The organism is Kiloniella majae, from assembly GCF_002118315.1.
GTDB lineage: Bacteria > Pseudomonadota > Alphaproteobacteria > Kiloniellales > Kiloniellaceae > Kiloniella > Kiloniella majae.
Window position 1 is genome coordinate 423566 of the sequence record NZ_MTSZ01000003.1, and the last position, 24927, is coordinate 448492.

The following is a 24927-nucleotide window of genomic DNA, read 5'->3' on the forward strand; positions in this document are numbered from 1 at the left end:
GCCTAGATTTTTTGGAAGGTCGTTACCTTGAATTTCAGCCGTAATGCAGCCCTATGGATTGTAGTGGCCCTGCTTTTGTTTGCTTTGTTTAATTTGTTTCAGGGACCATCGTCTCAGAGCGGGCAACAACAGGTAGCTTATTCTGAGTTTCTAACCCAGGTCGAATCTGGACAAGTTTCTTCTGTCACTATTCAGGGACGCGAGATCAAAGGTGTTTCTAGTGATGGGCGTCAGTTCTCCAGCTATGCGCCTGATGATCCCAAACTGGTTGAAACGCTGCGTGATGCCGGTGTGACTGTGAAAGCCGTTCCATTGGAAGAAGGGTCAACTCTGATACAGATCCTGATCTCATGGTTCCCAATGATCCTTTTGATTGGTGTCTGGATTTTCCTTTTCCGTCAAATGCAGGGTAATAGCGGTAAAGCAATGGGCTTTGGTAAGTCCAAGGCTAAATTGCTGACTGAAAAACAAGGGCGTGTGACCTTTGATGATGTTGCCGGTATTGATGAAGCCAAGGAAGAGCTTCAGGAAATTGTCGAGTTTCTGAAAGATCCTCAGAAATTCCAGCGCTTGGGCGGTAAAATTCCAAAAGGGTGTTTGCTTGTTGGACCTCCGGGTACGGGTAAAACCTTGCTGGCACGGGCTATCGCTGGTGAAGCCAACGTTCCCTTCTTTACTATTTCTGGTTCTGATTTTGTTGAAATGTTTGTGGGGGTTGGTGCCAGCCGTGTCCGTGATATGTTTGAACAAGGTAAGAAGAATGCGCCATGTATTCTCTTTATTGACGAGATTGATGCTGTCGGTCGTCACCGTGGTGCCGGCATGGGCGGTGGTAATGATGAGCGCGAACAGACCCTCAACCAGCTGCTGGTTGAGATGGATGGCTTTGAATCAAACGAAGGCGTGATCATTATTGCGGCGACTAACCGTCCTGATGTTCTTGATGCGGCTCTTCTACGTCCTGGACGTTTTGATCGACAGGTTACAGTATCAAACCCGGATATTCTCGGACGTGAAAAAATCCTTAAGGTTCACTTACGAAAAGTACCTCTGGCTCCTGATGTTGATGCGCGTGTTGTTGCGCGGGGAACACCAGGGTTTTCCGGTGCGGCCTTAGCTAATCTGGTTAACGAAGCTGCTCTACTTGCGGCAAGATCCGGTAAGCGCGTGGTCACCATGTCTGATTTTGAAGATGCAAAAGACAAAGTCATGATGGGGTCCGAGCGTCGTTCCATGGTCATGACAGATGAAGAAAGAGAAATGACCGCCTATCATGAAGCTGGGCATGCTCTTGTTGGCATCCACGTCAAAGGTAATGATCCGCTTCATAAAGTGACAATTATTCCTCGTGGTCAATCGCTGGGCGTAACAATGAACCTGCCAGAGCGTGATCGTCTTGGTTACAAGGTTATGGAAATGAAGGCTCGTCTTGCGATGATGTTTGGTGGTCGTGAAGCAGAACAGCTAATTTACGGCGCTGATAATGTTACGACGGGTGCTGGAAATGATATTCAGCAGGCGACAAACATGGCTCGTTCCATGGTGATGGTATACGGCATGAGTGAGAAGCTAGGACGTTTGCGCTATGTATCTCGACAGGATGATCCATTTAGCTACGGTGGTGGTGGCGATAATGGCCTGAGTGTTTCCAGTGAAACCCAGAAAATGATCGATGATGAAGTTCGCAGTATTATTGAAGCCGCTGAACAGCAAGCTCGGGACGTTTTGACAAATCACCGTGATCAATTGGAGCTTATTACCAAAGCACTGTTGGAATACGAGTCTCTTTCTGGGGAAGATGTTGATCAGCTTCTTAAGACAGGCAAAATAGACCGCAGTGATGATAGTAATTCTGGACATGGTTCAGAAGTACCTCGTGCATCTGTGCCCAAGAGCGGTAAAGCTCATCGTGATGACGAAAAAGATGATAAGGGTGGCGCAACGCCGGAACCACAGCCAGAGAGCTGATCGGTTTCTTTCTATTCTTATTAATTAATCAACCAAGGCCTCGCATTCTGTGAGGCCTTGGTGGTTTCACAGATATCCGCAGGTATCTCATGTCCGATAAACTCTATATTCGTCCGGTTGGGGTATCACCCAGCCATAGTTCTGTTGGTAAGGCATTACCCTTTATGGGTAATGGTAACAGCTTTGGTGCTGCCGAAGTTACGATTCGATCGTTGTCTGGTGACATCAGGGAGCGGCACGTTCTTCCAACAACAGAAATTCTTCCGTGGTTAACGGACAATAAGCATACGGACCTAACTTCTGCTGCATCTGATCTTTTGGCAACTTTAGGACAGCCAAGGTCTTCTTTTGCCGGGCTGGATATGTCTCGCCCACATGTAATGGCGGTCATTAACGTAACGCCGGACTCCTTCTCTGATGGAGGGGATCGTTATTCTGCCAGTACAGCGGTTGATGATGGTTTGCGTATGATCGACAAGGGAGCAACCATTCTTGATATTGGTGGTGAATCGACCCGTCCAGGTGCTGATCCAGTTTCGTTAGATGAAGAACTGAGGCGTGTTATTCCAGTTGTCGAGAAACTTACCCGGGCAGGTGCACTGGTTTCCATTGATACCAGACATGCAAAGGTAATGGCGGAGGCGGTTCAGGCGGGTGCAGCGATCATCAATGATGTTACTGCTTTGGAAGGTGATGCGGAAAGCCTTGAAGCTGCGGCAAAAGCCAAAGTCCCTGTTATCCTGATGCATATGCAGGGTACACCCGAAACCATGCAGGCTAATCCGCAATATCAAGATGCAGCATTGGATATATATGACTATTTGCAATCGCGCGTTCAGGCTTGCCTGGATGCAGGTATTCCAAAAGATATGATTGCCGTTGATCCGGGTATTGGCTTTGGGAAAACTGTGGATCATAATCTCAGATTATTGGATAGCTTGTCCCTTTTACATGGCATCGGATGTCCGGTCTTGCTTGGGGTGAGCCGAAAGAGTTTTATTGGAAAGCTGTCACAAGGCGAAGAACCAAAAGATCGTGTTGCAGGATCACTTGCCTGTGCGTTAGTGGGGTTTGATCGTGGGGTACAGATGTTCAGGGTTCACGATGTGGCTGAAACAAGCCAGGCCTTTGCAATTGGGCGGGCTATAAAGCAAGCTGTGTAGCAAAAATATAATTAAAATATTATCGCTGGTGTTGGAGTTATAGAATTAAATGAGCCGTAAATACTTTGGAACAGATGGCATCCGAGGCAAAGCCAATGAAGAGCCGGTTACTGCAGAGATTGCATTAGCTGTCGCAAAGGCAGCGGGGGCACATTTCCTGCGGGGGAACCACCGTCATACTGTTGTTATTGGTAAAGATACGCGCTTGTCTGGTTATCTTCTGGAGCCCGCCTTGACCGCTGGTTTTATCTCGGTTGGTATGGATGTAGTTCTTTTGGGGCCGGTACCAACGCCGGCTGTCGGTATGTTAACGCGTTCCATGCGGGCAGATATGGGGGTGATGATTTCCGCATCACATAACCCTTTTGAAGATAACGGAATTAAATTGTTTGGTCCTGATGGTTTTAAACTGTCAGATGATGTTGAAGCGAAAATTGAAGCACGCCTCCAGGACAACAGGTCAATTCCTCTTGCTTCCAGTACAAAGCTCGGGCGTGCTCGGCGATTGGATGATGCATCTGGTCGGTATATCGAGTTTGTAAAAAATACCTTCCCTAAAGATTTACGACTGGATGGAATGAAGGTTGTTATCGATTGTGCAAATGGGGCTGCGTACAAAGTTGCGCCGACGGTTCTTTATGAGTTGGGTGCCGAGGTCATTCCTGTGGCGGTAACGCCGGATGGATTTAATATCAACCGGGATTGTGGTGCGACGGCGACTAGTTTGATGCAGGAAGCGGTTGTTGCGCATGGTGCGGATATAGGTATTGCACTTGATGGAGACGCAGATCGCCTGATTTTGGCAGATGAACACGGTCAAATCGTCGATGGTGATCAGGTAATGGCGATTATTGCCAAAACGCTTCACGCCCGCGAACTTCTGAAGGGGGGCGGCGTTGTTGCAACTGTCATGTCGAATATGGGGCTTGAGACCTATTTGAAGGATCTTGGGTTAGAGCTTATTCGTACACCTGTCGGAGACCGCTATGTGGTTCAGACCATGCGTGAACAGGGGTACAATCTTGGCGGTGAACAATCCGGTCATATGGTTATCAGTGATCATACCACAACCGGGGATGGGTTGATTGCGGCACTACAGGTATTGGCTGCCGTTATTAGAGCAGATCGTCCGGCTAGCGAAGTTGTGCGCGGGTTTACACCATTACCTCAGTTGTTAAAGAATGTTCGGATAACAAGCGGCGTGCCGTTGGATGATGTTTTGGGCATGGGCAAGGTGCAGGATGCGATAAAGGCAGGGGAAGCACAGCTGGATGGAACCGGACGTGTACTGATCAGAAAATCAGGTACTGAACCCTTGATCCGCGTCATGGCCGAAGGTGAAGACTCTGATCTTGTCAACACAGTTGTGTCCGAGATTTCGGATACAATCTCTAACGTAACGTAATCATTTTCTGATTTTTGTAACGCCAGTCTTTTAGGTAAGTAGCTTGTGCCCTTTACCTAAAAGACTGAAGTACCCACGTCAGGGCCTTTTTTTAATATATCGACGAGAATTTCGAGACCTCTGATCAGTTTCTCTTCTGAATCTGGTTGTCCCAAGCAGATTCTGACGGCATGGGGTGGTGCTTTCCTGCCAACAATAAATGCTTCCGAGGCTGAAATCGTAACGCCTGCTCTGTTTGCAGCATGTGTGAACTGGCTGGATCTCCACGGGGCAGGCAGGTAGAGCCAGACATAGATGCCCAGTGTTTCACTTTCCATTTCATAGTCGGTGAAGATCTCTCTGGCGATTTGTACGCGACGACGTGCGCTCTTTTTTCTGCCGTCCAGAATTTTATCGGCTGAGCCGCCCATAATCCATCGTGTGGCAATTTCTGCAGTGATGGGCGAGGCCATCCAGCAGGTGGCACGTACGGCAGCGATCAAACTGGCAATACTGTGTTGAGGACCAGTAAGATAACCGACACGTAATCCAGGTGCGATGGTTTTTGCTAGAGAGCTGATATAGTAGCATCTTTCCGGTGCCAGATTGGTGATCGGTGGCAGTGCGTTCTCAGCCACAAGCCCAAATACATCATCTTCTATAATTGACACTCTGTGACGCCGCGCAATATCGGCAATGGCTTGGCGTCGTTCCATAGGAAGCAGGCGCGTAGTAGGGTTCTGAAAGTTAGGTACACAGTACAAAAATTTAACATCCCCGGCTTTGCACGCTTCTTCAAAAGCCTGAGGCACAATACCGTGTGCATCCATTTCTAGACCATCGAGACGCAGGCCAAGCATTCTACACACGGATTGTATGCCGGGATAGGTCATTTCTTCGCAAAGTACGCGGTCCCCGGGGCGTGCCAGTGCTGCCATGGTTACGGCTATGGCGTGATGCGCTCCTGCAGTAAGAATAACGTTGTCGGGATCAACGGTAAGGCCGTTCATATCAAACCATTTAGCACCGGCTTCACGATGATGAGGCAGGCCGGAATGGGGTTGATAACTCAGAAGATTGGTTACTTCCGGATCTGTGGAAATGCTTTGAAGGGTCGAGGCCATTTCTTTTTCTTCGACGCCCCCCGGTGGTGGGTAGGCAAAGTCCATGAGGATCAGGTTCTGATCTTTAAACCTGGTTTGGCTCAGCATATGGCGTTCTGCAGCGGAGGGGCCGTGAACAAAAGTACCACGTCCGACTTCGCCAAATGTCAGCCCTCTACGTTCAGCTTCTGCATAGGCACGACTGACCGTGCCAACGGTGACGCCGAGATGCCAGGATAGATCACGGTGCGTTGGAAGACGGTCACCCTGTTGCAGAAAGCCGTTTCGAATATCTTCAGAAAGGGCATCAGCAATTGCCATATAACGGGGGCCTGCCCCGAATTTTACTTTTGGAAGCCAATTTGTCATGGTGACAATGTAATCATTGACCCCCAAATAAATCAAGTTTTAACTGTGACAATAATGATGTTTCAGGGAATTGTTTCCCTGATCCAGAGTGTAATTGTTTTATTTCAAGTGCTCGGTTGCTAGCAAGTTGGCACGTTCCGGGAAAAGGGTAAGGACAATGACTAGTGAATTGTTGCGCAATGCTTACGAGAGAAGTGAACGATATCTTTCCGAGATTGATAGCCAAAGAGTTTTTCCAGCAACTTCTGATCTTACGGCTCTCACTGGGTTTGAAGAACCGTTTCCTGAAACAGGGCATACGCCTGAGGATATCTTGAGGCAGTTGGATGAATTGGGGGCTTCTGCGACGGTAGCATCCGCAGGAAGCAGATATTTCGGCTTTGTTGTGGGGGGCAGCTTGCCTGTTGCTGTTGGGGCAAACTGGATGGCCACGGCTTGGGATCAGGTTGCCTCTTCGTCAGTAACGTCACCTGTGGCCGATAAGATTGAAAAGGTAACATCACAATGGCTTCTGGACGTGTTGGACTTGCCACGTCAATCAGCTATTGGCTTTGTGACCGGGGCGACAATGGCTACCTTTACGGCCCTGGCAGCTGCACGTCACAAGATCCTGAAAAAACAAGGTTGGAACGTTGAAGAAGATGGGCTTTTCGGTGCACCCGAAATCAAAGTCATCGTGAGTGATGAGGTGCATGTAACTGTCTTGAAAGCGCTATCCATGCTTGGCTTTGGGAAAAGCAGAGTGATCAAAATTCCAACAGATACAAATGGAGCTATGGATATCAGTGCGTTGCCTGTACTGGATAGTCGAACCATTGTCTGCACACAGGCCGGGAATGTGAATAGTGGCGCTTTCGATCCTATCGATGAGATCTGTGATCACGCGCAGGTTGCTGATGCCTGGGTACATGTGGATGGGGCGTTTGGTCTTTGGGCGCGATCATCATCGTCTAAAGCCTATTTAGCCTGTGGAATTGAGAAGGCGGATTCCTGGGCCGCTGATGGACATAAATGGTTGAATACGCCCTATGATGGTGGGGTGGTTGTTTGTCGTGACGATGAAGCCCTTCATGGTGCAATGTCTGTATCTGCTGCTTATCTAAAGGATCGGGATAGAGCATCACAAAGTTATATTCCGGAATTTTCCAAACGTGCCCGTGGTATCGATATATGGGCCGCTCTTAAGTTTCTTGGTCGTGATGGTGTCGATGATCTTATTTCTGGCTGTTGCGATTTGGCTCAGTACTTTGCCAAAGGTCTGGAAGCTCTGGGATTGAATATTTTGAACGATGTTGTTCTTAATCAAATCGTGGTTTCCTGGGATAGCGCCGAGAAAACAGAAGCATTGATTCATACTGTTCAACAAGATGGTACTTGCTGGTTTGGTCCAACGGTCTGGAAAGGGCACAATGCTTTTAGGCTGTCGGTTTCATCCTGGAAGATAACACGCCAGGATATTGATCTATCTTTGAAAGCGATCGAAGATAGCATGCAAAAAATCGAGACATCAAAGTAAAGAAGAAGTCCAGATTATGATGGAAATACCCTTGTACCAGATTGATGCCTTTGCTGATCAGGTTTTTAGTGGAAACCCGGCGGCTGTGTGTCCTTTGACCGAATGGTTGCCGGATAACTTGCTGTACAAAATCGCGGCAGAGAACAACCTTTCTGAAACGGCCTTTTTTGTGCCGACAGACAAGGGGTACCATCTACGTTGGTTTACACCAACGACAGAGGTTGATCTTTGTGGTCATGCGACTTTGGCAACAGCACACGTGATTGCGACTGAATTGGATAAAGCAACCAAAGAGATTTTATTTCAATCCAAAAGTGGGGTGTTAAAGGTTACTTGTAGGGATGGACGATATACGCTTGATTTTCCGACCCGACTGCCGTCACCTTTTGATGGCGTGTCTATGGTGGAGGAGGCTATCGGAGTACGTCCACAGGCAACTTATAAATCAACTAAGTTGATGGCAGTGCTTGATGATGAAACAAGTGTGCTTGCCGTTGAACCCGACTTTGACAAGGTTGCGGCATTGCCGGGGGATGGCTTGATTATTACATCAACCAGCCGCGATTATGATTATGTTGCCAGATATTTTGGTCCTCATTGTGGAATTCCAGAAGACCCCGTGACAGGTTCAGCTCATGTTGTTTGTGCGCCCTATTGGAAAGAGCAGTTGGGCAAGACTAAGATGATTGCCAAACAAATCTCGAAACGCGGCGGTGTGCTTGAAATAGAGGATTGTGGGGATCGAATTCTTTTAACTGGAACGGCAGTGCTTTATCTTAAGGGCACAATTTATCTATAGTACCTTCTAAATACATTCAGCAGGTTCAAAGAGAGATCAGACGCATGAACATTGAAACAGTGACTTCTCCTGAGGATTTTTCTTCTGCTGTAAAGCTTTTCAAAAACTATGAAGTGTGGGCACAAGCATGCCCTTGTTTTGAAGGCTTTGAGAAAGAGCTCGACGAGATTGATCAGCGTTACTCGCTACCCAATGGGCGTTTATGGCTTGTGAAATCTTCCGAGGGTGAAGCCGTTGGAGTGGTCGGGGTTCAGTTTAAAGGAGACGCTGGTTGTGAGCTAAAACGCTTGTGGATTGAGCCGCAAGGGCGAGGCCATAATACAGGGCAAGCTCTTATCAAAACTGTGCTTGATTTTGCCAAAGGGCAAAAGGCGCGTTCAATTTTGCTCGAAACCGTTCGCGGTCAGATGGATCATGCAATTACACTCTACGAAAATTTAGGTTTCCACCAGACCGAATTTGATGAAGACAGCCAAGTTCTGAAAATGGCCTATACTTTTTAAAGGGGCCATATCCAGAGAATAAGTGGTACTGAAACCACGAGGATAATGAGATCCAGTGGCAGTCCCATACGCCAGTAATCACCAAACTTATACCCACCAGGTCCCATTACAAGCAAATTGGATTGATGTCCGATGGGCGTTAGATAAGTTGATGAACTGCCGATGGCAATTGCGATCAGGAAGGTATCGATATTCACGCCGAGACTATTTGCGATAGAGATACCAATCGGGGCCATGAGAACGGCTGTCGCGGCGTTATTCATGACGTCAGACAGGACCATGGTAATGAGAATCAAGAGCGCCAATATAGCCCAGACAGGAATATGTTCGCTGAGGGAGACAAGTGGATAGGCGATCATTGCCGTCCCGCCCGTTGTTTCCAGTGCCATCCCGACTGGGATCATCGCCGCCAAAAGCACAATAATCGACCAGTCCACAGATTCGTAAAGTTCCTTGAGGTTAAGTTCCCCAAGTAAAACCATTGTGCCAACGGCACCAAGGAAGGAAATTTGTGGTGGCAGAATACCGAAAACAACCAGAAAAATTGCGAGGGCAAAGAGAAGAGGGGCAACAATTGACCCGCGTTTCGGGGTTAAAGAAAGCTCTCTCTCTGCAAGTGGCAAAAGTCCAAGAGATGCAAGCGTTTCTGGCATTTCTTCTCTTATACCTTGGATGAGAAGGACATCCCCCGGCATAAAACGAACCCGTCCGATCCGTTCGTTGACGGGTTGGCCCTGTCTGGCAACACCAAGGGTATTAATGCCGTGATGGGTATGTAATTGCATGTTATGTGCAGTCCGGCCTTCCAGCCTGGATCCTGGGGTAACTACAGCCTCTAATATACCCACTCGATCAGACTGAAGATCTTCAGAACTGTCATCTGCAGAGCCAACAAGCTCGAGATTGGCTTCATCAACAACCCGTTGGAGTGTATCTGTATCAGATTCGAGGGTAAGAATGTCCTCTGCTTTGAGACGCATATAACCCGATGGGGCGAGCATACGATCTTCGCGTCGAACCAAGGCTACAACAGCGACGTTACCCTGAGCCAGTGTTTCCAAATCAACAAGACGGTGTCCCACATAAGGTGAATTTTCCGGAATTCGGACTTCGGCGATATAGTCTTCAATTTGGAAAAGGCTTTCATTTTCACTGTTGTTTACAGCCCTTTTGGGCAACAGGCGCCAACCCACGACAGAGATAAAAAGAATGCCTGTTAAGGCCACACCAAGCCCAACGGGTAAAAAATCGAACATGGCAAAGCCTTGTCCTGTTTCAGCCTGTCGAAAACTTGAGATAATGATGTTAGGCGGCGTACCAATGAGCGTGGTGAGGCCGCCAAGCAATGAACCAAAGCTGAGGGGCATTAAGACTTCGCTTGTGGGTCTTTTGCTGTTGTAGGCGCTGCCAATCGCTATTGGTAACATAAGGGCGAGGGCGCCGACGTTGTTCATGAAAGCAGAGCAAACGGCAACGACAGCAGTAAGGGCCAGAATATGAAGCGTGGGGTGACCCGCGGCTGGTTCCAAGAAACGAGTCGCCAGTTCAACAATGCCCGAATTTCGCAATGCTTGCGAGATGATCAAAACGGCGGCAACGGTTATAACCGCGGGATGTCCGAATCCCTCAAAAGCAGTGTCAGCAGGGACAACACCAAGGATCACAGATCCAATAAGCGCCATCATTGCGACAACATCGTATCTTATACGGCCCCATATAAACAAAATTAATGCGAGACCTATAACGGCAAAAACGATAAATTGATCGGTATTCATTCCCACCCTGCTTTGGCTTACCTAACTTTGCGGCTCACCTAACTTTGCGAAGTCAATTCCTCTAACTATATAGAAATTATTCTGGAATAGCACTGACTAGAATGCTGTGCTTACGCAAAAATTTCATTTCTGTGAAAATCAGGCAAATTAAAGGGAGCATTTTGCGGTGCAATATGTTTATGATGCATCCGCGACCTGAAAAAGTCGGTTTGCGACCCTGGATTCAGGGTGGTTTGTGTCGGGCAGTTTAAGAACATAACTGCCATACTGGAGTAAAATGTCCAATGAAAGAAAAACCTAGTGAACGTCCCTTAAATCCAAGATTCTCATCCGGGCCTTGTTCGAAGCGCCCTGGCTGGTCTCTGGATTCACTAGGCTCTTGCTGGCATGGTCGATCTCATCGCGCAAAAGGCGGAAAAGCTAAACTCGCGGAAGTGATTGAACTGTCTCGCAAAATCCTTGGTATCCCCGAAGATTATCGTGTCGGAATTGTCCCAGCTTCTGACACTGGTGCTGTAGAAATGGCGCTGTGGTCTCTTCTTGGACCGCGGGGTGTTGATATGCTGTCATGGGAAAGTTTTGGTAAAGGTTGGGTCACAGATGTGATCAAGCAACTGAAACTCGATGACGTACGTACTTTTGAAGCGGATTACGGGAAATTACCTGATTTGTCTCAGGTTTCCTGGGATCGTGATGTGGTCTTTACCTGGAACGGTACGACCTCTGGTGTTCGTGTGCCTAATGGAGAGTGGATCAGTTCTGATCGTGCGGGACTTTCTATTTGCGATGCAACATCAGCGGCTTTTGCGATGCCGTTACCTTGGGATAAGCTGGATGTAACAACGTGGTCCTGGCAAAAGGTACTGGGGGGCGAAGGTGCCCACGGTATGATTGCCCTTAGTCCACGTGCCGTTGAGCGTTTGGAGAGCCACGAACCTGCTTGGCCAATGCCGAAAATTTTCCGCTTAACCAAAGGCGGAAAGCTTAACGAATCGATCTTTACCGGTGCCACCATTAATACGCCTTCGATGCTCTGTGTCGAAGATGCGCTGGATTCTCTTAAATGGGCTGAAAGTGTCGGTGGTCTGGAAGGGCTAGTGGGGCGTTGTAATGCCAACTTCGCTGCAATTGCAGATTGGGTCGCTAAAAGCGATTGGGCTGCTTTCCTTGCAGAAGATGCATCGACGAGTTCAACAACATCCGTTTGTTTGAAAGTAACAGCAGACTGGTTCGCAGCTCTTTCCGATGATGCTCAGGCTAAAGCAGCAAAAAGACTTGCTGCGTTGTTGGAAGACGAAAACGCGGCGCTTGATATTGGCGCTTATCGGGATGCTCCTGCGGGATTACGCATCTGGGGTGGGGCCACAGTTGAAACGTCAGACATAGAGCTTCTTTTGCCTTGGTTGGACTGGGCAATTGAACAAGTGCGTACAGAATTCGAATAGAGTGTTGGAAAAATGGTTAAAGTACTCATAAGTGATAAGTTAAGTCCGAAAGCAGCGGACATATTTCGTGATCGTGGTGTCGAGGTTGATACCAAAGTTGGTCTTTCCGAAGAAGAATTAATCGCCATTATTGGTGACTATGATGGTCTGGCTATCCGGTCTGCAACAAAAGTGACGCCGCAGGTATTGGAAGCTGCGACTAATCTGAAAGTTGTCGGGCGTGCAGGTATTGGCGTCGATAACGTAAATATTGATGCGGCATCTGCCAAAGGTGTTGTTGTTATGAACACGCCACATGGTAATTCTATTACAACTGCAGAGCACGCAATTGCGATGATGTTTGCTGCGGCACGGCAAATTCCGGAAGCAAACGAATCAACGCAGGCCGGAAAGTGGGAAAAATCTCGCTTTATGGGGTCTGAGCTTACAGCCAAAACCTTAGGCGTTATTGGTTGCGGTAACATCGGGTCTATTGTTGTGGATCGTGCGCAGGGACTGAAGATGAAGGTAATTTCCTTTGATCCTTTCCTGTCTCCTGAACGGGCTAAAGACTTGGGTATTGAAAAAGTCGAGCTGGACGAACTATTGGCTCGGGCAGACTTTATTACGCTTCATGTTCCCCTGACTGATCAGACCAAGGGGATTATTGATGCCAAGGCCTTGGCTAAAACTAAAAAAGGTGTTCGCATTATCAACTGTGCCCGTGGTGGATTGGTTGTTGAAGCAGACCTTAAAGACGCTTTGGAAAGTGGTCATGTTGCCGGGGCAGCAAGTGACGTATTCGAAGTTGAGCCTGCAAAAGACTCTGTTTTGTTCGGTGCTCCAAACTTTGTCGCAACACCTCATTTGGGGGCGTCCACAGCTGAAGCGCAGGAAAATGTGGCCTTGCAGGTTGCCGAGCAACTTTCAGATTATCTTCTGACAGGTGCTGTTACCAATGCGTTGAACATGCCATCACTGACGGCTGAAGAGTTCAATAAGCTTGAACCTTATATGGCACTGTCGCAACAGTTGGGTAGCTTTGCTGGCCAGCTTACACGCACTGGCCTGAAAGCAATCAAGATTGATTACGAAGGCTCTGTTGCTGCCCTTAATTGTCGTCCGTTGACGCAGACGATTGTTGCCAGCCTTTTGGCCCCAATTATGGATTCTGTGAACGTGGTAAGCGCACCTGTAATCGCACGGGAACGTAATATTGATGTGAGCGAAGCCAAGCATGAACGTGATTGTGACTTCCAGACATTGATTCGTCTGACGGTTACAACAGAAAAAGGCGAACGCTCTGTGGCTGGAACACTTTTTGGTGGCAAACGTCCGCGTTTGGTTAACATCAAAGGTATCGAAATCGAGGCGGAGCTTGGTAAACATATGCTTTATCTGACCAATGAAGATTCTCCGGGATATATCGGGGCTCTTGGTATGCAGTTGGGTGAAGCTGGTGTGAATATCGCGACTTTCCATCTGGGCAGAACGGCACCGGGACAGGATGCGATTGCTCTTATTGAGCTGGATAGTCCTTTGGATGCTACACAGTTGGAGAAAGTCAAAAATCTTCCGCAAACAAAACAGGTCGTACAGCTTGATTTCTAGCGGTCGCTTTTTTTGTGAATACTTTTGAAGACTAATATATCTTCATCAAGTTTAATCACCAGAAGGCTGTGAGTATTTCTCGCAGCCTTCTTTTTGAATTCACTACATATTTTAGCTCTTCTGTCAGAAAAGAGTAACTTTTCGGTCCTGAATCAGGGAATCATGTTGCTCTTGCAGGGTAAAACCTGTAGTCAATCACCGAAAGAGCCCAAGGTTAGACCTTTTCCGGTCACGGCAGGTTTTTTCGCATCGTATGAGCTTAAAAACGACCCGGAACGCAGACCATGAAAAAAAATGGGAACCAGGCTTTATTGCCAGCTGGCTTACAGGATTTGTTAATGCCTGCAGCCGCGCATGAAGCCGAAGTAGTGCGCCGTCTTATAGATAGTTTTTCATCAGAAGGTTATGATCGCATCAAACCGCCATTGTTGGAGTTTGAAAATGCGTTGCTTTCAGGTGCTGGCGAAACTTTATCCGATCAAATTTTCCGTCTTATGGACCCATCCAGCCATCGTATGATGGGGGTCCGCGCAGATATCACTCCACAAATCGCACGGATTGCAGCCTCGCGTCTTCAAAATGCCCCGCGACCTCTACGACTTTGTTATGGTGGTGATGTTCTACAGGTGACGGGCAGTCAACTTCGCCCGGAAAGACAATTTACCCAGGTAGGTGGAGAACTGATCGGTATTACCGAAAATGCTGCGGATGCCGAGGTTATCTTGGCTGCAGTTACGGCGCTTGAAGCGGTCGGTGTCAAAGATCTGAGTGTTGATATTAACCTTCCAACGCTTGTTCCGGCGATTGCAAAAGAGTTTGGCTATGATGCTGAACAGGCCTTGGACCTTCGCGTTGCTTTGGACCGTAAGGACGCAGCCGAAGTTGAAAAGATTGCCGGGCAACACGCAACTTTCTTCTTGAAGCTTCTCAATGCTGCGGGTTCAGCTCAACATGTTATTGATTATGCGAAGGATCTGGAATTTTCAGGCGTTGCAGCTGAAGAGTTTGCCAAGCTTATTGATGTTGTGGAACTGGTCGCTAAGGCTGCTCCGAAATTAACAGTAACGTTGGATCTGGTCGAACATCGCGGTTTTGAATATCACACGGGAACAAGTTTTATCTTTTTCTCCAAGGGTGTCCGAGGGGAACTTGGGCGTGGCGGGCGATATGATTCAGTAAGTGTAGATAATGTTACTGAGCCAGCCACTGGTTTTACCCTCTTTATGGATACTGTTTTACGAGCCCTTCCAAAACCGAAGGTCGCACGTCGTATTTTCCTTCCGCATGGAACACGACGTGACGAGGGTGCTGCATTGCGCGCACAGGGGTGGATAACAATTTCAGGTCTTGAACCTGTTGAGAATGATCGCGCGGAAGCGCTGCGTTTGTCCTGTAGTCATCTCTTAGAGAATGACCACATACATGAGTTAGGAAATAACTGACATGTCTAATGTTGCTGTTGTTGGCTCCCAGTGGGGAGACGAAGGTAAAGGTAAAATCGTTGATTGGCTGTCTGAGCGAGCAGACGTGGTTGTCCGCTTCCAAGGTGGTCATAATGCCGGTCATACACTGGTTATCGATGGTGAAGTTTATAAACTTTCTCTTTTGCCTTCCGGTATTGTCCGCAAAGGTAAAATGTCCATTATCGGTAATGGTGTTGTTGTTGATCCCTGGGCTTTGTTGTCTGAAATGGATCGCTTGCGTGAACAAGGTGTAGAGCTTACCCCCGAGAACCTGAAAATTTCTGAGAATGCTGCTCTTATTTTGCCGCTGCATGGTGAAGTTGATCGCGCGCGTGAAGCTGCTGCGAAAGGTGATGCCAAGATTGGGACGACGGGCCGTGGTATTGGCCCTGCCTACGAGGACAAAGTTGGGCGTCGCGCTATTCGCATTTGTGATCTGGAAGATGCTGATTTTCTAAAAGAACGTGTTGATGCATTGCTGCTTCACCATAACGCTTTGCTCAGAGGTCTGAACCAGCCTGAGATTGATGGTGCTGGTGTTGTTGAAAAGCTTCTGGAAGTAGCTCCAAAGATCCTTCCCTTTGTTGATGTCGTCTGGCAACGCCTTGAAGAGTGCCGTAAAACCGACAAACGCGTTCTGTTCGAAGGTGCTCAGGGCGCGATGCTGGATGTTGACCACGGTACATATCCTTTTGTGACATCATCCAATACGATTTCTGGCCAAGCTTCTGCTGGATCTGGTGTTGGTCCTAGTTCTGTTGGCTATGTATTGGGCATTACAAAAGCCTACACAACACGTGTAGGTTCTGGACCTTTCCCGACAGAATTGTTTGATGATGTTGGGCAACGTCTTGGCGAGCGTGGACACGAGTTTGGTACTGTAACAGGTCGTCAACGTCGCTGTGGTTGGTTTGATGCTGTGATGGTACGCCAGGCATGTAAGGTCGGTGGAATCACCGGTATCGCTTTGACCAAGCTTGATGTTCTTGATGGTTTTAAAGAGCTTAAGGTTTGTGTTGGCTACCGTATTGACGGTGAAGAGTTCGATCACCTGCCATCGCTACCAAGTAAACAGGCCAAAGTTGAGCCTATCTACGAAACACTCGAAGGTTGGGATGATAGCACATATGGTGCACGCTCTTGGGCAGATCTTCCGGCGACGGCAATTAAGTACATCCGTCGTATCGAAGAACTTATTGATGTTCCGGTTGCATTGCTGTCAACCAGCCCGGAACGCGATGATACAATCCTTGTTCAGGATCCATTTCATCCGAAGTCATAAGATCTGCTGATTTCGACGATTATTGTTAATAAAAAAGCGCTTTCGTATAAGAAAGCGCTTTTTTTATATCTTCTGAAGAATTGTGTGTTTGAAGCCTACTAATATTCAGCGTTGTTAAGGACATGTTCGCCTTAACGTATCATGGTTATTTTATCCCAATCAGCATAATCAGGACTCCCTTCTGCACGTATTTCTCCTTGGTACCCATATTCGACCATGTGAACCATCGTATGATTTTTTTCGGCAAATATGACTGCGTAGGATTCTGACAAATCAGCTGATGTCAGTAAGTTGGTTGCAGAAAAGTTTGGCCATCCAGCGTGATTAGTGCCGCGCGGAGCACTAAAGGGAATACCATGAAGTGAACCAGATAGAGGCAAATGGCAGTGTCCGTGAAAAATATGCGCTATTTTGTCTTTATGTGGTCTGATTGTCTCTGCAAAACGATCTGCATCCAGCAACATAATTTTATCCATAGGCATAATGTTTAGAGGGACCGGATTGTGGTGCATGAAAACCCAGATGGGCCCTTCCAGTTTTGTTAGTTGCTCGGTTAACCATTTACTGCGTGCTTCACAAAAGTGGCCCGCATGGGTTTCTTCCCCCCATGTGTCGAGTTTAATTGCATGCCCCAGTGATAATGGGACCACACTGTGTACAAAGCCTCCTTCGCCTTCAAGGTCAGGAAACTCTCCGATAAGGGTGTTTCGATCATCATGATTGCCAATGCATAAATGAATTGGAATGGGGAGTGAACCAATCATTGATTTTAGGCGCTGGTAATCTTTTGCGTCGCCCCAGTCGGATAAATCACCGGTTATGAATATTGCTTCTGCATCAGAGTGATATTGCAGTGCATGATTTAATGCTTTGTGAAAATTTGCATTAGGGTCTCGACCTGCAATCGTTTGCCCGGGCGTTGTTAGGTGAATGTCCGTAAATTGAAGAATTTTCATTTGGCTACCAAATTGTCTGAAATATAAAAAAGAGCACTCACGTGATTGGTGAGTGCTCTTATTGCATAAACTTATGAGCCTGCGGCTGTTGGCAGCAGATCCTGAACTTCTTCAGACAGTTCTTTCTGAAGTTCTTGCATATCTTCGTATTCGCCAGTGACAATACCTTCTATCGCATCATAGATAACCTGGGTAGCCGCTAGGCCGTTATCTCCGGGATAGGCTTGCCATTCGCGCAGCAGTGGTAGCTGACGCACAGCAGTCGCTTTAGTTGGGTTTTTACTATAAAAATCTTTCAGGATGATATCGTTAGCAGCCTGATTTGGTGGCATGTAGCCTGTTGTTCTGGCAACTTCAGCCGCACCTTCACCAGATGTAATGAATTTTAACCATTTCCATGACGCATCCAAAACGGCAGGATCTGTTGAGGTTGATGTCAACATTGCCGAGTTACCACCAGCAGGTAAGCCAAGCGGGCCACCGGCAACGATACCTGGATACTCATGGGTCACGAGTGTAAAGTCACCCATTGAGCGTTCAACGGCACCGACAGCAGATGTTGACCAGTACATCATCCCAATTTCACCGGCTGAGAATGATGCCAAGGCTGCTTTCCATTCAATGTTTTGCATGTCACAACCACGGAATAGCGACTTCATTGTATTAAGAGCAGTCAGACCCTCGGCTTCATCCAGCGTGAAATCAACTCCATTTACTGTTGGTTTGTCCTGACTCCACATCAATGACTGCAAGAACCAGTTACCAGTGATATTCCATCCCCAGAACATTGGGTTCTTGACACCTGCGTCACGAAGCTTGCCGCATGTTGCAATGACTTCATCCCAGGTCTTTGGCAACTGGTCTTTGTCTGTAATACCGGCTTTTGCCATCACTTCCATGTTGTAATAGCCAACAGGTAGTGAAATTGAGAATGGCAGCCCATAGACTTCGTTATTGAAAGTACCGAGGTCCAGCATTGCTTGATGGTAGCCATCTTTAGCAAAGTTAGCTTCTTTGGCGATGAATGGCTCTAGCGATTGGGCTATTCCTTTATCAACCAGAATAGCCTGACGGTTGAGACCTTGCATTGTTACATCGGGAAGCTCATTAGCGACGGCTTCACGTAGTACTGTATTTGATGCGTCCTCGTAACTTTCATAAGTTGCCCGGAATTTTACGTCGATGTTTGGATGGGCTTTGTTGAATTGTGGGAGTATTTTTTCATATGTCACATCAAACAGATGCGAATAGGGATATGCGAATTCAATCGTGACTTTGTCATCCGCAACTGCTGATGTTGCAATAAACGTACATGCTATTGCAGTTAGAAGTTTTTTCATTATCTTATCTCCAGTTACCCTTGATCTGGATCCGATTTTGCTGATCTTCCAGATCTTGTTGATCCCGGTTGGGATTTTGTGATGAGGAGGAGTATTTGTTTCTCCTCATTTCATTCCAGAAAGTGTGATTCCATCGATAAATCGTTTTTGTGCCAAGGCGAATGCAACCAGCAACGGAGTCACTATCACGACTGCGGTTGCCATCATGGGGCCAAAGTTATCGCCGTCGGCATCGCCTTTGAATTCACGTAATCCCAAGGGCGGTGTGAAAAGATCTCTATTGCCTGTAATAACAATTCGCGGCCAGAAATAATCATTCCAATGGGCCACGACACTAAATATGGCAAAGGCCATAAGTGCCGGGATTGCAGAAGGAAGCATGACGTTCCAAATAATCGAATATTCGCTCATGCCATCCATGCGTGCGGCATCAATCAGATCATCGGGAATGGTCATGAAAAATTGCCGCATCAGGAAAATACCAAAAACAGAGATTGTCCAGGGAATGACAAGCGCGGCATAGCTGTTTGTCAGACCCAACTTTGCCAACATGATATAAAGTGGTAGGGCGATGGCATGGACAGGGATTAACAAACAAAATAGAACCAGTGCAAAAACTGTTTCTCTGCCCCAAAAACGTAGCTTAGCCAAAGCGTAAGCACAGGGAAGAGCAATAACAACCTGTATGAAAAAAATGGAAAAAGTGACAAGTATACCGTTTAGCAAATAACGAAGGAGCGGTGCTTTTTCGAAGGCTGTCTGATAATTGTAAATCCATGGTGTCACCATGCAATCAGCGACGGCATTCCCAAGTTTTATGCAATAATCATCGCGAAAGGGTTCTTGTGTTCCAAAAAAACCGCCCGTGTTTTGCATGATTTCAGCTGGCGCTTTGAGCGAATAACTGAGCATGACATAGAAAGGCAACAGCACGATCAAGGCACCGAAAATAAGAATCACATGCTTGATGGCTTCCGAAGAAGAAAAACGAAATATTCTCTGAGAGGTATCAAAATTAGACATAATGGGTTCTCTTATCTACCAGCCATCGCTGAACGATGGTTAGAAGCATGACGAAGACTAAAAAGACGACAGTTATGGCTGCCCCGATGCCCATGAGATTTTGCTGGATGCCTTTTTCGTAAAGAGCAAACATCATGACATAGACAGATTTTGATGGGCCGCCACCTTGCGGGTAAAAAGCTTCCACCATATCGAATACCTGGAAACTGCGGATAAAACTGATCGTCACAACAAAGACGGTGGTTGGGCCAAGCATAGGCCAGGTTACAAGTCTAAAACGCTCCCATGACGATTTGGCACCATCCATTTCCGCAGCACTATAAAGTTCTTTGGGGATAGAAGTCAGTCCGGCGAGATAAAGCACCATATTGAAGCCAAATCCTTGCCATATACCGATAAAAGCTACAGTCCAGATCGCATAATTCCGATCTGTCAACCATAGGGGGAAAGTTCGTTCACAGCCGTTTGCATACCAACCCCAGTTTTCGAGAACTGTTCCGCATCCTTGTTCCAGAGTTGAATTTATGATCCCAATCGTCGGGTGAAAGGCAAACTCCCAGACAATTGCCATGGCGATCAGAGCAGCCATGACCGGGAGGAAATATATGGTTTTATAAAGATCACCAAAACGAGTAAGGGATTTAATCAACAGAGCCGCGCCTAACCCCAATCCAACGGTAATCGGGACAACTACAAAGACATAACGGATCGTTGCGCCGAACATTTTTTGGTAAGTTGTTCGTGTGAAAATCTGTTCGTAATTCTGTAAACCGACAAAATTTGCTCCAGAATTTCCAAGGGAATAGTTGGTGAAGCTCAATCCCAATGCTGCAAAGATTGGAATGATGAGTATTAGCAGCATCAAAAGCAGTGCTGGGGCCATCAGCCACAAGTGTACTCGTGATTGGCTCATCACGCGACCTCTGCCAGCTTCTGTGATTTGACCGTTAATCGATTACCACTCTCACCAAAAATCAGGAGTTTGTTCTTTTGTGCTTTGAAATAAGTCAAACTACCGAGAGGAAGTCTTTTGCCTTCACTCTGAGAAGATCGGACAACAATTCTTTGCGACATGCCTTCCGTTTCGAGGTGATAAAATAGGTCTGAGCCCAAGTTTTCTATATGTCTAATAATGCCAGGAAAGCTGTTCCCATTATTTTCTGAGAGGGAGAGGTGTTCTGGTCTTAGCCCTATGTGTAATGTGGAGTGTGGGTATGAAACATGGGTTTCTAATGATTTACCAAATAGGCTGACACAACCGGTTTCATCCGTAGATCCGGGAATGATGTTAATGGCAGGTGAACCAATAAAACGCGCCACATCAATGGTCTGTGGGTTGTGATAAACTTCATCAGGGGGACCATACTGTAATATTTTCCCTTTCATCATGACGGCCATCTTGTCTGACATGGTGAGGGCTTCGGATTGATCGTGTGTGACGTAAACAAAAGTGGCCCTCAGGCGTTGATGCAGTTGTGTTAACTCTGATCGCATGTGCACGCGTAGGGCGGCATCAAGGTTGGAAAGAGGCTCATCCATCAGAAATGCTAATGGATCTCGCACCATTGCACGACCTAGAGCAGCACGTTGACGTTGCCCCCCAGAAAGTTGTCCAGGTTTTCTGTCGAGCAGGTTTTCAATTTTGAGTATTTGCGCGGTATTTTTTATTTGTTGATAAAGTGTTTTGTATTCTGTTTTCGCCAATAGAGGGCCGATCAACGGAAGTCGTTGAGGGAAACTCAAATCTCTTAATTTGAGTGGTGTCAGCATATTCTGTGCAACACTAAGGTGCGGATAGAGAGCATAAGACTGGAAAACCATTGAAAGATTACGATCAGCGGGACGGATACGAGTAACATCCGTATCATCAATAGAAACGGTGCCAGTATCGGCACTTTCAAGGCCCGCGAGAATTCGTAAAAGGGTCGACTTACCACAACCAGAAGGGCCGACGAGGGTTACAAATTCTCTGTCATTAATATCAAGGTCGATTCCGTTGAGAACATCTGTGTTCCCAAATCGTTTTGAGATATTGCTGAGGCGAATATTGGCCATAATGGTCTCCGTTAGTTTCGCCAGCAATTTAATAAGTCTCGGAGACGTTTGTATGACGTCATATAAGTGACGCTAATGTCTGTTAGAGTTTTTTACTCAATTAAACGGATATGTTGATTTATGCGGCCTAATTCTCACCAAATCATTGCATTTGCGCATGCTGTCCGCGAAGGAAGTTTTTCGGCTGCTGCTGTAAAGCTTCAAGTATCTCAATCCGCTGTGAGCCAGCATATTTCCAAGCTGGAAAATATAATTGGCTCTAAATTATTTTTACGTGACAGAGAAGGGTTTACCCTGACCAAAACAGGGAGTGAATTTTTTGATCTGGCAGACCGATATTTAACGCTAGATCGTTTGTTGGAAGAAAAGCTAACTAGGTATTCTCAACTGGGGGAAGGGCATCTAACCATCATTGGGAATGCCCCTTTGCCAGCATTGGGATACATTTCACGCTTTAATCGAGCTCATCCAAATGTAGAAATTAATTTCACGCTATATGATTGGACAACGTCAGCAGCGTTATTGCGCAATAGAAAGGTTGATATCGCTTTCATTACAGAGCCCCCGATTTCGGATGAATGGGTATACCAGAAAGTCGCGACCTGTCGTTATGTCCTCTATGTGCCTCAAACTCATAGGTTTGCAAAATATAAAAGTATTTCTTTGCATGAGCTAAAAGCTGAAGCGCTCTTGTTGCCAGAGAAAGGGTCTCTGACTGAAAAAGAGGTTCGCGCGGTTTTGAAACGTGAAAATATTCAAATTAAAAGAATAATAAAAACAACAACCTTTCCCGTTATGAAAGAAGCCATATTGCACGATGTTGGCCTTGGAATTTTTCTGGATAACAGCACAACAAGCGATGATACATTGAGTGTAATTCCAATCAGAGAAATGACGAAGGATTACGATATTTCGATTGTTATTCCAAAAGACAAATATGATTTGAGGTTAATTCAGAGCTTTGTTTTTGATGCTATGCCGAGTTAAGCAGGGCCGAACTAAACAGATTCGTATGTTTGGCGAGGATTAAATGCAGGGCTAAATCTGCGAAAAGAAAAACTTTGTTAACTATCTTTTTTACCTTTCTCTGTTATAGCTCTAGAACTGTGTTTATCTTTCGTATTGTGAAGGCCGGGGGGCCTGTTCTCGGGTTGAGGAAGTAATGCCTGCTCATATCAAGGAAATTGCCAATGAATTGGCACACCTACAACAACCTGTAGAGTTCGAGGACAAGTTTCGACTTTTGCCTGCGGAACGCTTGCCTGAGTTACAATCGCCGGGGACTTTGGCAATTGCTGCGGCAAGTCTTAAGGGGAATAATTCTCTTTTTGCTCTGATCTGCCAAAAAGAAGCAGCGCCGCGCTTTTCTATGATCAGATTAATGAGCCGTGTTTCCTGTCCCGTGATGATGACACCTGTTGGATCAGGAACAGTTATTTTTCCGGATGATAATATTCGCCGTTTTGTTCTTGTATATGAGCGCCCTTCGGGAAAGCGCCTGATCCCCGAAGTCGGTCATCCGGTTCCTAAATTGGATGAAGATACGATTATTAACGGGGTTATACACAATCTTTTGCCCGCCCTAAGTGAGCTTTCGTCCAGGACATTGATGCATCGGGCTATTCGTCCCGAAAATATATTTATGTCTTCAGATGGCAGGGCGATGCTTGGGGAATGCCTTTCAACGCCTGCTGCTTATGCGCAACCAGTATTATACGAACCTATTGATTCGGGTATGGCGGATCCATCCGGACGGGGGGATGGTGGTGTCCTAGATGATTTTTACTCTTTTGGTGTTCTCTTAGCTGAACTTGCCATGGGGAAAACCCTTCTGAAGGGAAAATCTGATGAACAGATTATCGAAGCTAAAATAAAGCTTGGATCTTATGGTGCGTTGGTAGGGCAGACACGGGTGCCACTTAAATTGATGGAACCCTTGCGTGGATTATTGAGTGATGATCCTCATGAACGCTGGGCTATGCCTGATATTGAGATGTGGGCGAATGGGCGCCACCTGAGCCCAAAACAAGTTCCTCTGCCTCCAAAAGCAGTCAGGTCCATCTCTTTTGCAGGGAAGGACTATCTAACGGCACCAATGCTTGCGAATGCCATGAGGTTGAACTGGTCTGAAAGCAAAGGACTTATTCAATCAGATCATCTCGATTCCTGGGTCAGACGAGCACTTTCAAATGATGATATGGGCGATCTTATTGTCCTGGCTGAACGGACGTCTCATGCATTAGCAACAACAGGGAGCGGAGATGATAGAGCTGTATCAGCATCGATCATGGCCTTAGATCCTTCTGCACCGATCATATACAAAGATGTTGCTGTTCGCGTTGATGCTATTGCACAAGCGACGGCCCTTGAATTTTTTGAACCGGGCAAGGTTGAGCAGTTTCTGGATATTATTCGAATGAAATTGTCTCAGGCCTGGGTGACATCGCAAACAAGAACCAAGCCTGAATTTGTTGCTATTATTAAACAGATTGAGCATCTGGCGCAGAATGTGAAAAGCATGGTGCCTGGGTATGGGATGGAACGCGCTGTCTATGCAGGCAATGAAGGTTGGCCCTGTATGTCCCCGTTAGTGGGAGATAACTATGTGGATGATGTTAGAAACCTGTTACCCGCTTTGGAAAGCATGGTTGCCGCTGGGCGTATAGAGGGCGCGCCTGTGGATCGGCATATTCTTGCTTTTGCGATGAACCACATGCGCGGAAATTTTGATGCTCTGTTAAAGCGCTTTGAAGACCCATTTAATCGCGATGTTTATAATGGGGCTTCATTGAGAATTTTATCAGATATGCAGAAACAGTTTGGGCCACCAAACTTGCCTGCCCTATCTGCGCATATGGCTAATTTACTTATCGATTCAGTCGAAAATTTCCATAATACGGCGTTCAGAAAACAACTCCGTGAAGCTGTGGAGAATGCGACTACGGAAGGCAAGTTAACAACCCTACAGTCGATTTTGGATAACTCTCAAATTAAGGATCAGGATCAAGTTGGATTTGATCAGGCTCAGGTTATTTTCTCTAACTTGGAAGCTCAAGCCACATGGCTAGAGCAAGGAGGGCTGGTGTCTAATGAGAACGTTAGACATGTCAGTGAGAAAACATCTGCTGTTATTTCCGGCGTGTGTTCCAGCTTGGCATTGGTCCTTATGACGATAGCCTGGGTTTTTTAGAGG

19 protein-coding genes are annotated in these 24927 nt (G+C 46.7%); 12 read left to right on the forward strand and 7 right to left on the reverse strand.

Translation table 11 applies throughout. The annotated features are described in order from the left end of the window. Nucleotides 1-27: 27 nt before the first annotated feature. The 3 genes from ftsH to glmM all read left to right on the forward strand — a co-directional run bounded on the left by ftsH (nt 28) and on the right by glmM (nt 4536). Nucleotides 28-1968, forward strand: coding sequence for an ATP-dependent zinc metalloprotease FtsH (ftsH, locus tag BKB51_RS11585; protein WP_085901237.1), 1941 nt, complete (start codon nt 28-30; stop codon nt 1966-1968). Nucleotides 1969-2057: 89 nt separating this feature from the next. Continuing rightward, on the forward strand, nt 2058-3131 hold the full coding sequence (folP, locus tag BKB51_RS11590; protein ID WP_085901238.1) for a dihydropteroate synthase: 1074 nt from the start codon (nt 2058-2060) through the stop codon (nt 3129-3131). Between the two features lie 49 nt (nt 3132-3180). After that, nucleotides 3181-4536: a phosphoglucosamine mutase gene (gene glmM / locus BKB51_RS11595; protein WP_085901239.1), complete on the forward strand. Its 1356-nt coding sequence runs from the start codon at nt 3181-3183 to the stop codon at nt 4534-4536. A gap of 56 nt (nt 4537-4592) precedes the next feature. On the opposite strand, the gene ehuR is transcribed toward glmM, so the two are convergent. Next, nucleotides 4593-5987, reverse strand: a complete 1395-nt coding sequence (gene ehuR, locus BKB51_RS11600) for a MocR-like ectoine utilization transcription factor EhuR (protein ID WP_085901240.1) — start codon at nt 5985-5987, stop codon at nt 4593-4595. A gap of 157 nt (nt 5988-6144) precedes the next feature. On the opposite strand from ehuR, the gene BKB51_RS11605 reads away from it, so the two are divergent. Genes BKB51_RS11605 through BKB51_RS11615 form a run of 3 tightly spaced genes read left to right on the forward strand, consistent with a single transcriptional unit; the run spans nt 6145 to nt 8805 of the window. Continuing rightward, nucleotides 6145-7503: a pyridoxal phosphate-dependent decarboxylase family protein gene (locus BKB51_RS11605; RefSeq protein ID WP_085901241.1), complete on the forward strand. Its 1359-nt coding sequence runs from the start codon at nt 6145-6147 to the stop codon at nt 7501-7503. Nucleotides 7504-7519: 16 nt separating this feature from the next. Continuing rightward, nucleotides 7520-8302 (forward strand): PhzF family phenazine biosynthesis protein, encoded by a 783-nt coding sequence (locus tag BKB51_RS11610; RefSeq protein WP_245813271.1) that lies wholly within the window; start codon nt 7520-7522, stop codon nt 8300-8302. A gap of 44 nt (nt 8303-8346) precedes the next feature. Beyond that, a complete protein-coding gene (locus BKB51_RS11615) occupies nt 8347-8805 on the forward strand; it encodes a GNAT family N-acetyltransferase (protein WP_085901242.1) in 459 nt (152 codons plus the stop codon). Here the strand turns inward: BKB51_RS11615 and BKB51_RS11620 are convergent. Further along, nucleotides 8802-10580 (reverse strand): SLC13 family permease, encoded by a 1779-nt coding sequence (locus tag BKB51_RS11620; protein WP_085901243.1) that lies wholly within the window; start codon nt 10578-10580, stop codon nt 8802-8804. The genes BKB51_RS11615 and BKB51_RS11620 overlap by 4 nt on opposite strands. A 284-nt stretch (nt 10581-10864) precedes the next feature. Between BKB51_RS11620 and BKB51_RS11625 the strand changes: the two genes are divergently transcribed. From BKB51_RS11625 to BKB51_RS11640, 4 genes are all read left to right on the forward strand, one after another. Continuing rightward, entirely contained in the window at nt 10865-12025 is a 1161-nt protein-coding gene (locus BKB51_RS11625) for a phosphoserine transaminase (protein WP_085901244.1), read from the forward strand. 12 nt (nt 12026-12037) lie between these two features. Beyond that, entirely contained in the window at nt 12038-13615 is a 1578-nt protein-coding gene (gene serA / locus BKB51_RS11630) for a phosphoglycerate dehydrogenase (RefSeq protein WP_085901245.1), read from the forward strand. A 284-nt stretch (nt 13616-13899) separates the two neighbouring features. After that, on the forward strand, nt 13900-15057 hold the full coding sequence (locus tag BKB51_RS11635) for an ATP phosphoribosyltransferase regulatory subunit (RefSeq protein WP_085901246.1): 1158 nt from the start codon (nt 13900-13902) through the stop codon (nt 15055-15057). Nucleotide 15058: 1 nt separating this feature from the next. Continuing rightward, nucleotides 15059-16360: an adenylosuccinate synthase gene (locus BKB51_RS11640; protein ID WP_085901247.1), complete on the forward strand. Its 1302-nt coding sequence runs from the start codon at nt 15059-15061 to the stop codon at nt 16358-16360. 131 nt (nt 16361-16491) lie between these two features. Here BKB51_RS11640 and BKB51_RS11645 read toward each other — a convergent pair whose 3' ends face one another. From BKB51_RS11645 to BKB51_RS11665, 5 genes are all read right to left on the reverse strand, one after another. Then, nucleotides 16492-17316, reverse strand: coding sequence for a metallophosphoesterase (locus BKB51_RS11645; protein ID WP_085901248.1), 825 nt, complete (start codon nt 17314-17316; stop codon nt 16492-16494). A 71-nt stretch (nt 17317-17387) separates the two neighbouring features. Then, on the reverse strand, nt 17388-18656 hold the full coding sequence (locus tag BKB51_RS11650) for an extracellular solute-binding protein (RefSeq protein ID WP_085901249.1): 1269 nt from the start codon (nt 18654-18656) through the stop codon (nt 17388-17390). A gap of 105 nt (nt 18657-18761) precedes the next feature. Next, complete coding sequence (locus BKB51_RS11655) at nt 18762-19679, reverse strand: carbohydrate ABC transporter permease (RefSeq protein ID WP_085901250.1); 918 nt, start codon at nt 19677-19679, stop codon at nt 18762-18764. Beyond that, nucleotides 19672-20592: a carbohydrate ABC transporter permease gene (locus BKB51_RS11660; protein WP_085901251.1), complete on the reverse strand. Its 921-nt coding sequence runs from the start codon at nt 20590-20592 to the stop codon at nt 19672-19674. Before BKB51_RS11660 ends, BKB51_RS11655 begins: the two co-directional genes overlap by 8 nt. Then, complete coding sequence (locus BKB51_RS11665; protein ID WP_085901252.1) at nt 20592-21734, reverse strand: ABC transporter ATP-binding protein; 1143 nt, start codon at nt 21732-21734, stop codon at nt 20592-20594. Before BKB51_RS11665 ends, BKB51_RS11660 begins: the two co-directional genes overlap by 1 nt. A 120-nt stretch (nt 21735-21854) precedes the next feature. Between BKB51_RS11665 and BKB51_RS11670 the strand changes: the two genes are divergently transcribed. Next, nucleotides 21855-22721, forward strand: a complete 867-nt coding sequence (locus BKB51_RS11670; protein WP_085901253.1) for a LysR family transcriptional regulator — start codon at nt 21855-21857, stop codon at nt 22719-22721. Between the two features lie 175 nt (nt 22722-22896). Then, complete coding sequence (locus BKB51_RS11675; protein ID WP_085901254.1) at nt 22897-24924, forward strand: serine/threonine-protein kinase; 2028 nt, start codon at nt 22897-22899, stop codon at nt 24922-24924. Nucleotides 24925-24927: the final 3 nt, after the last annotated feature.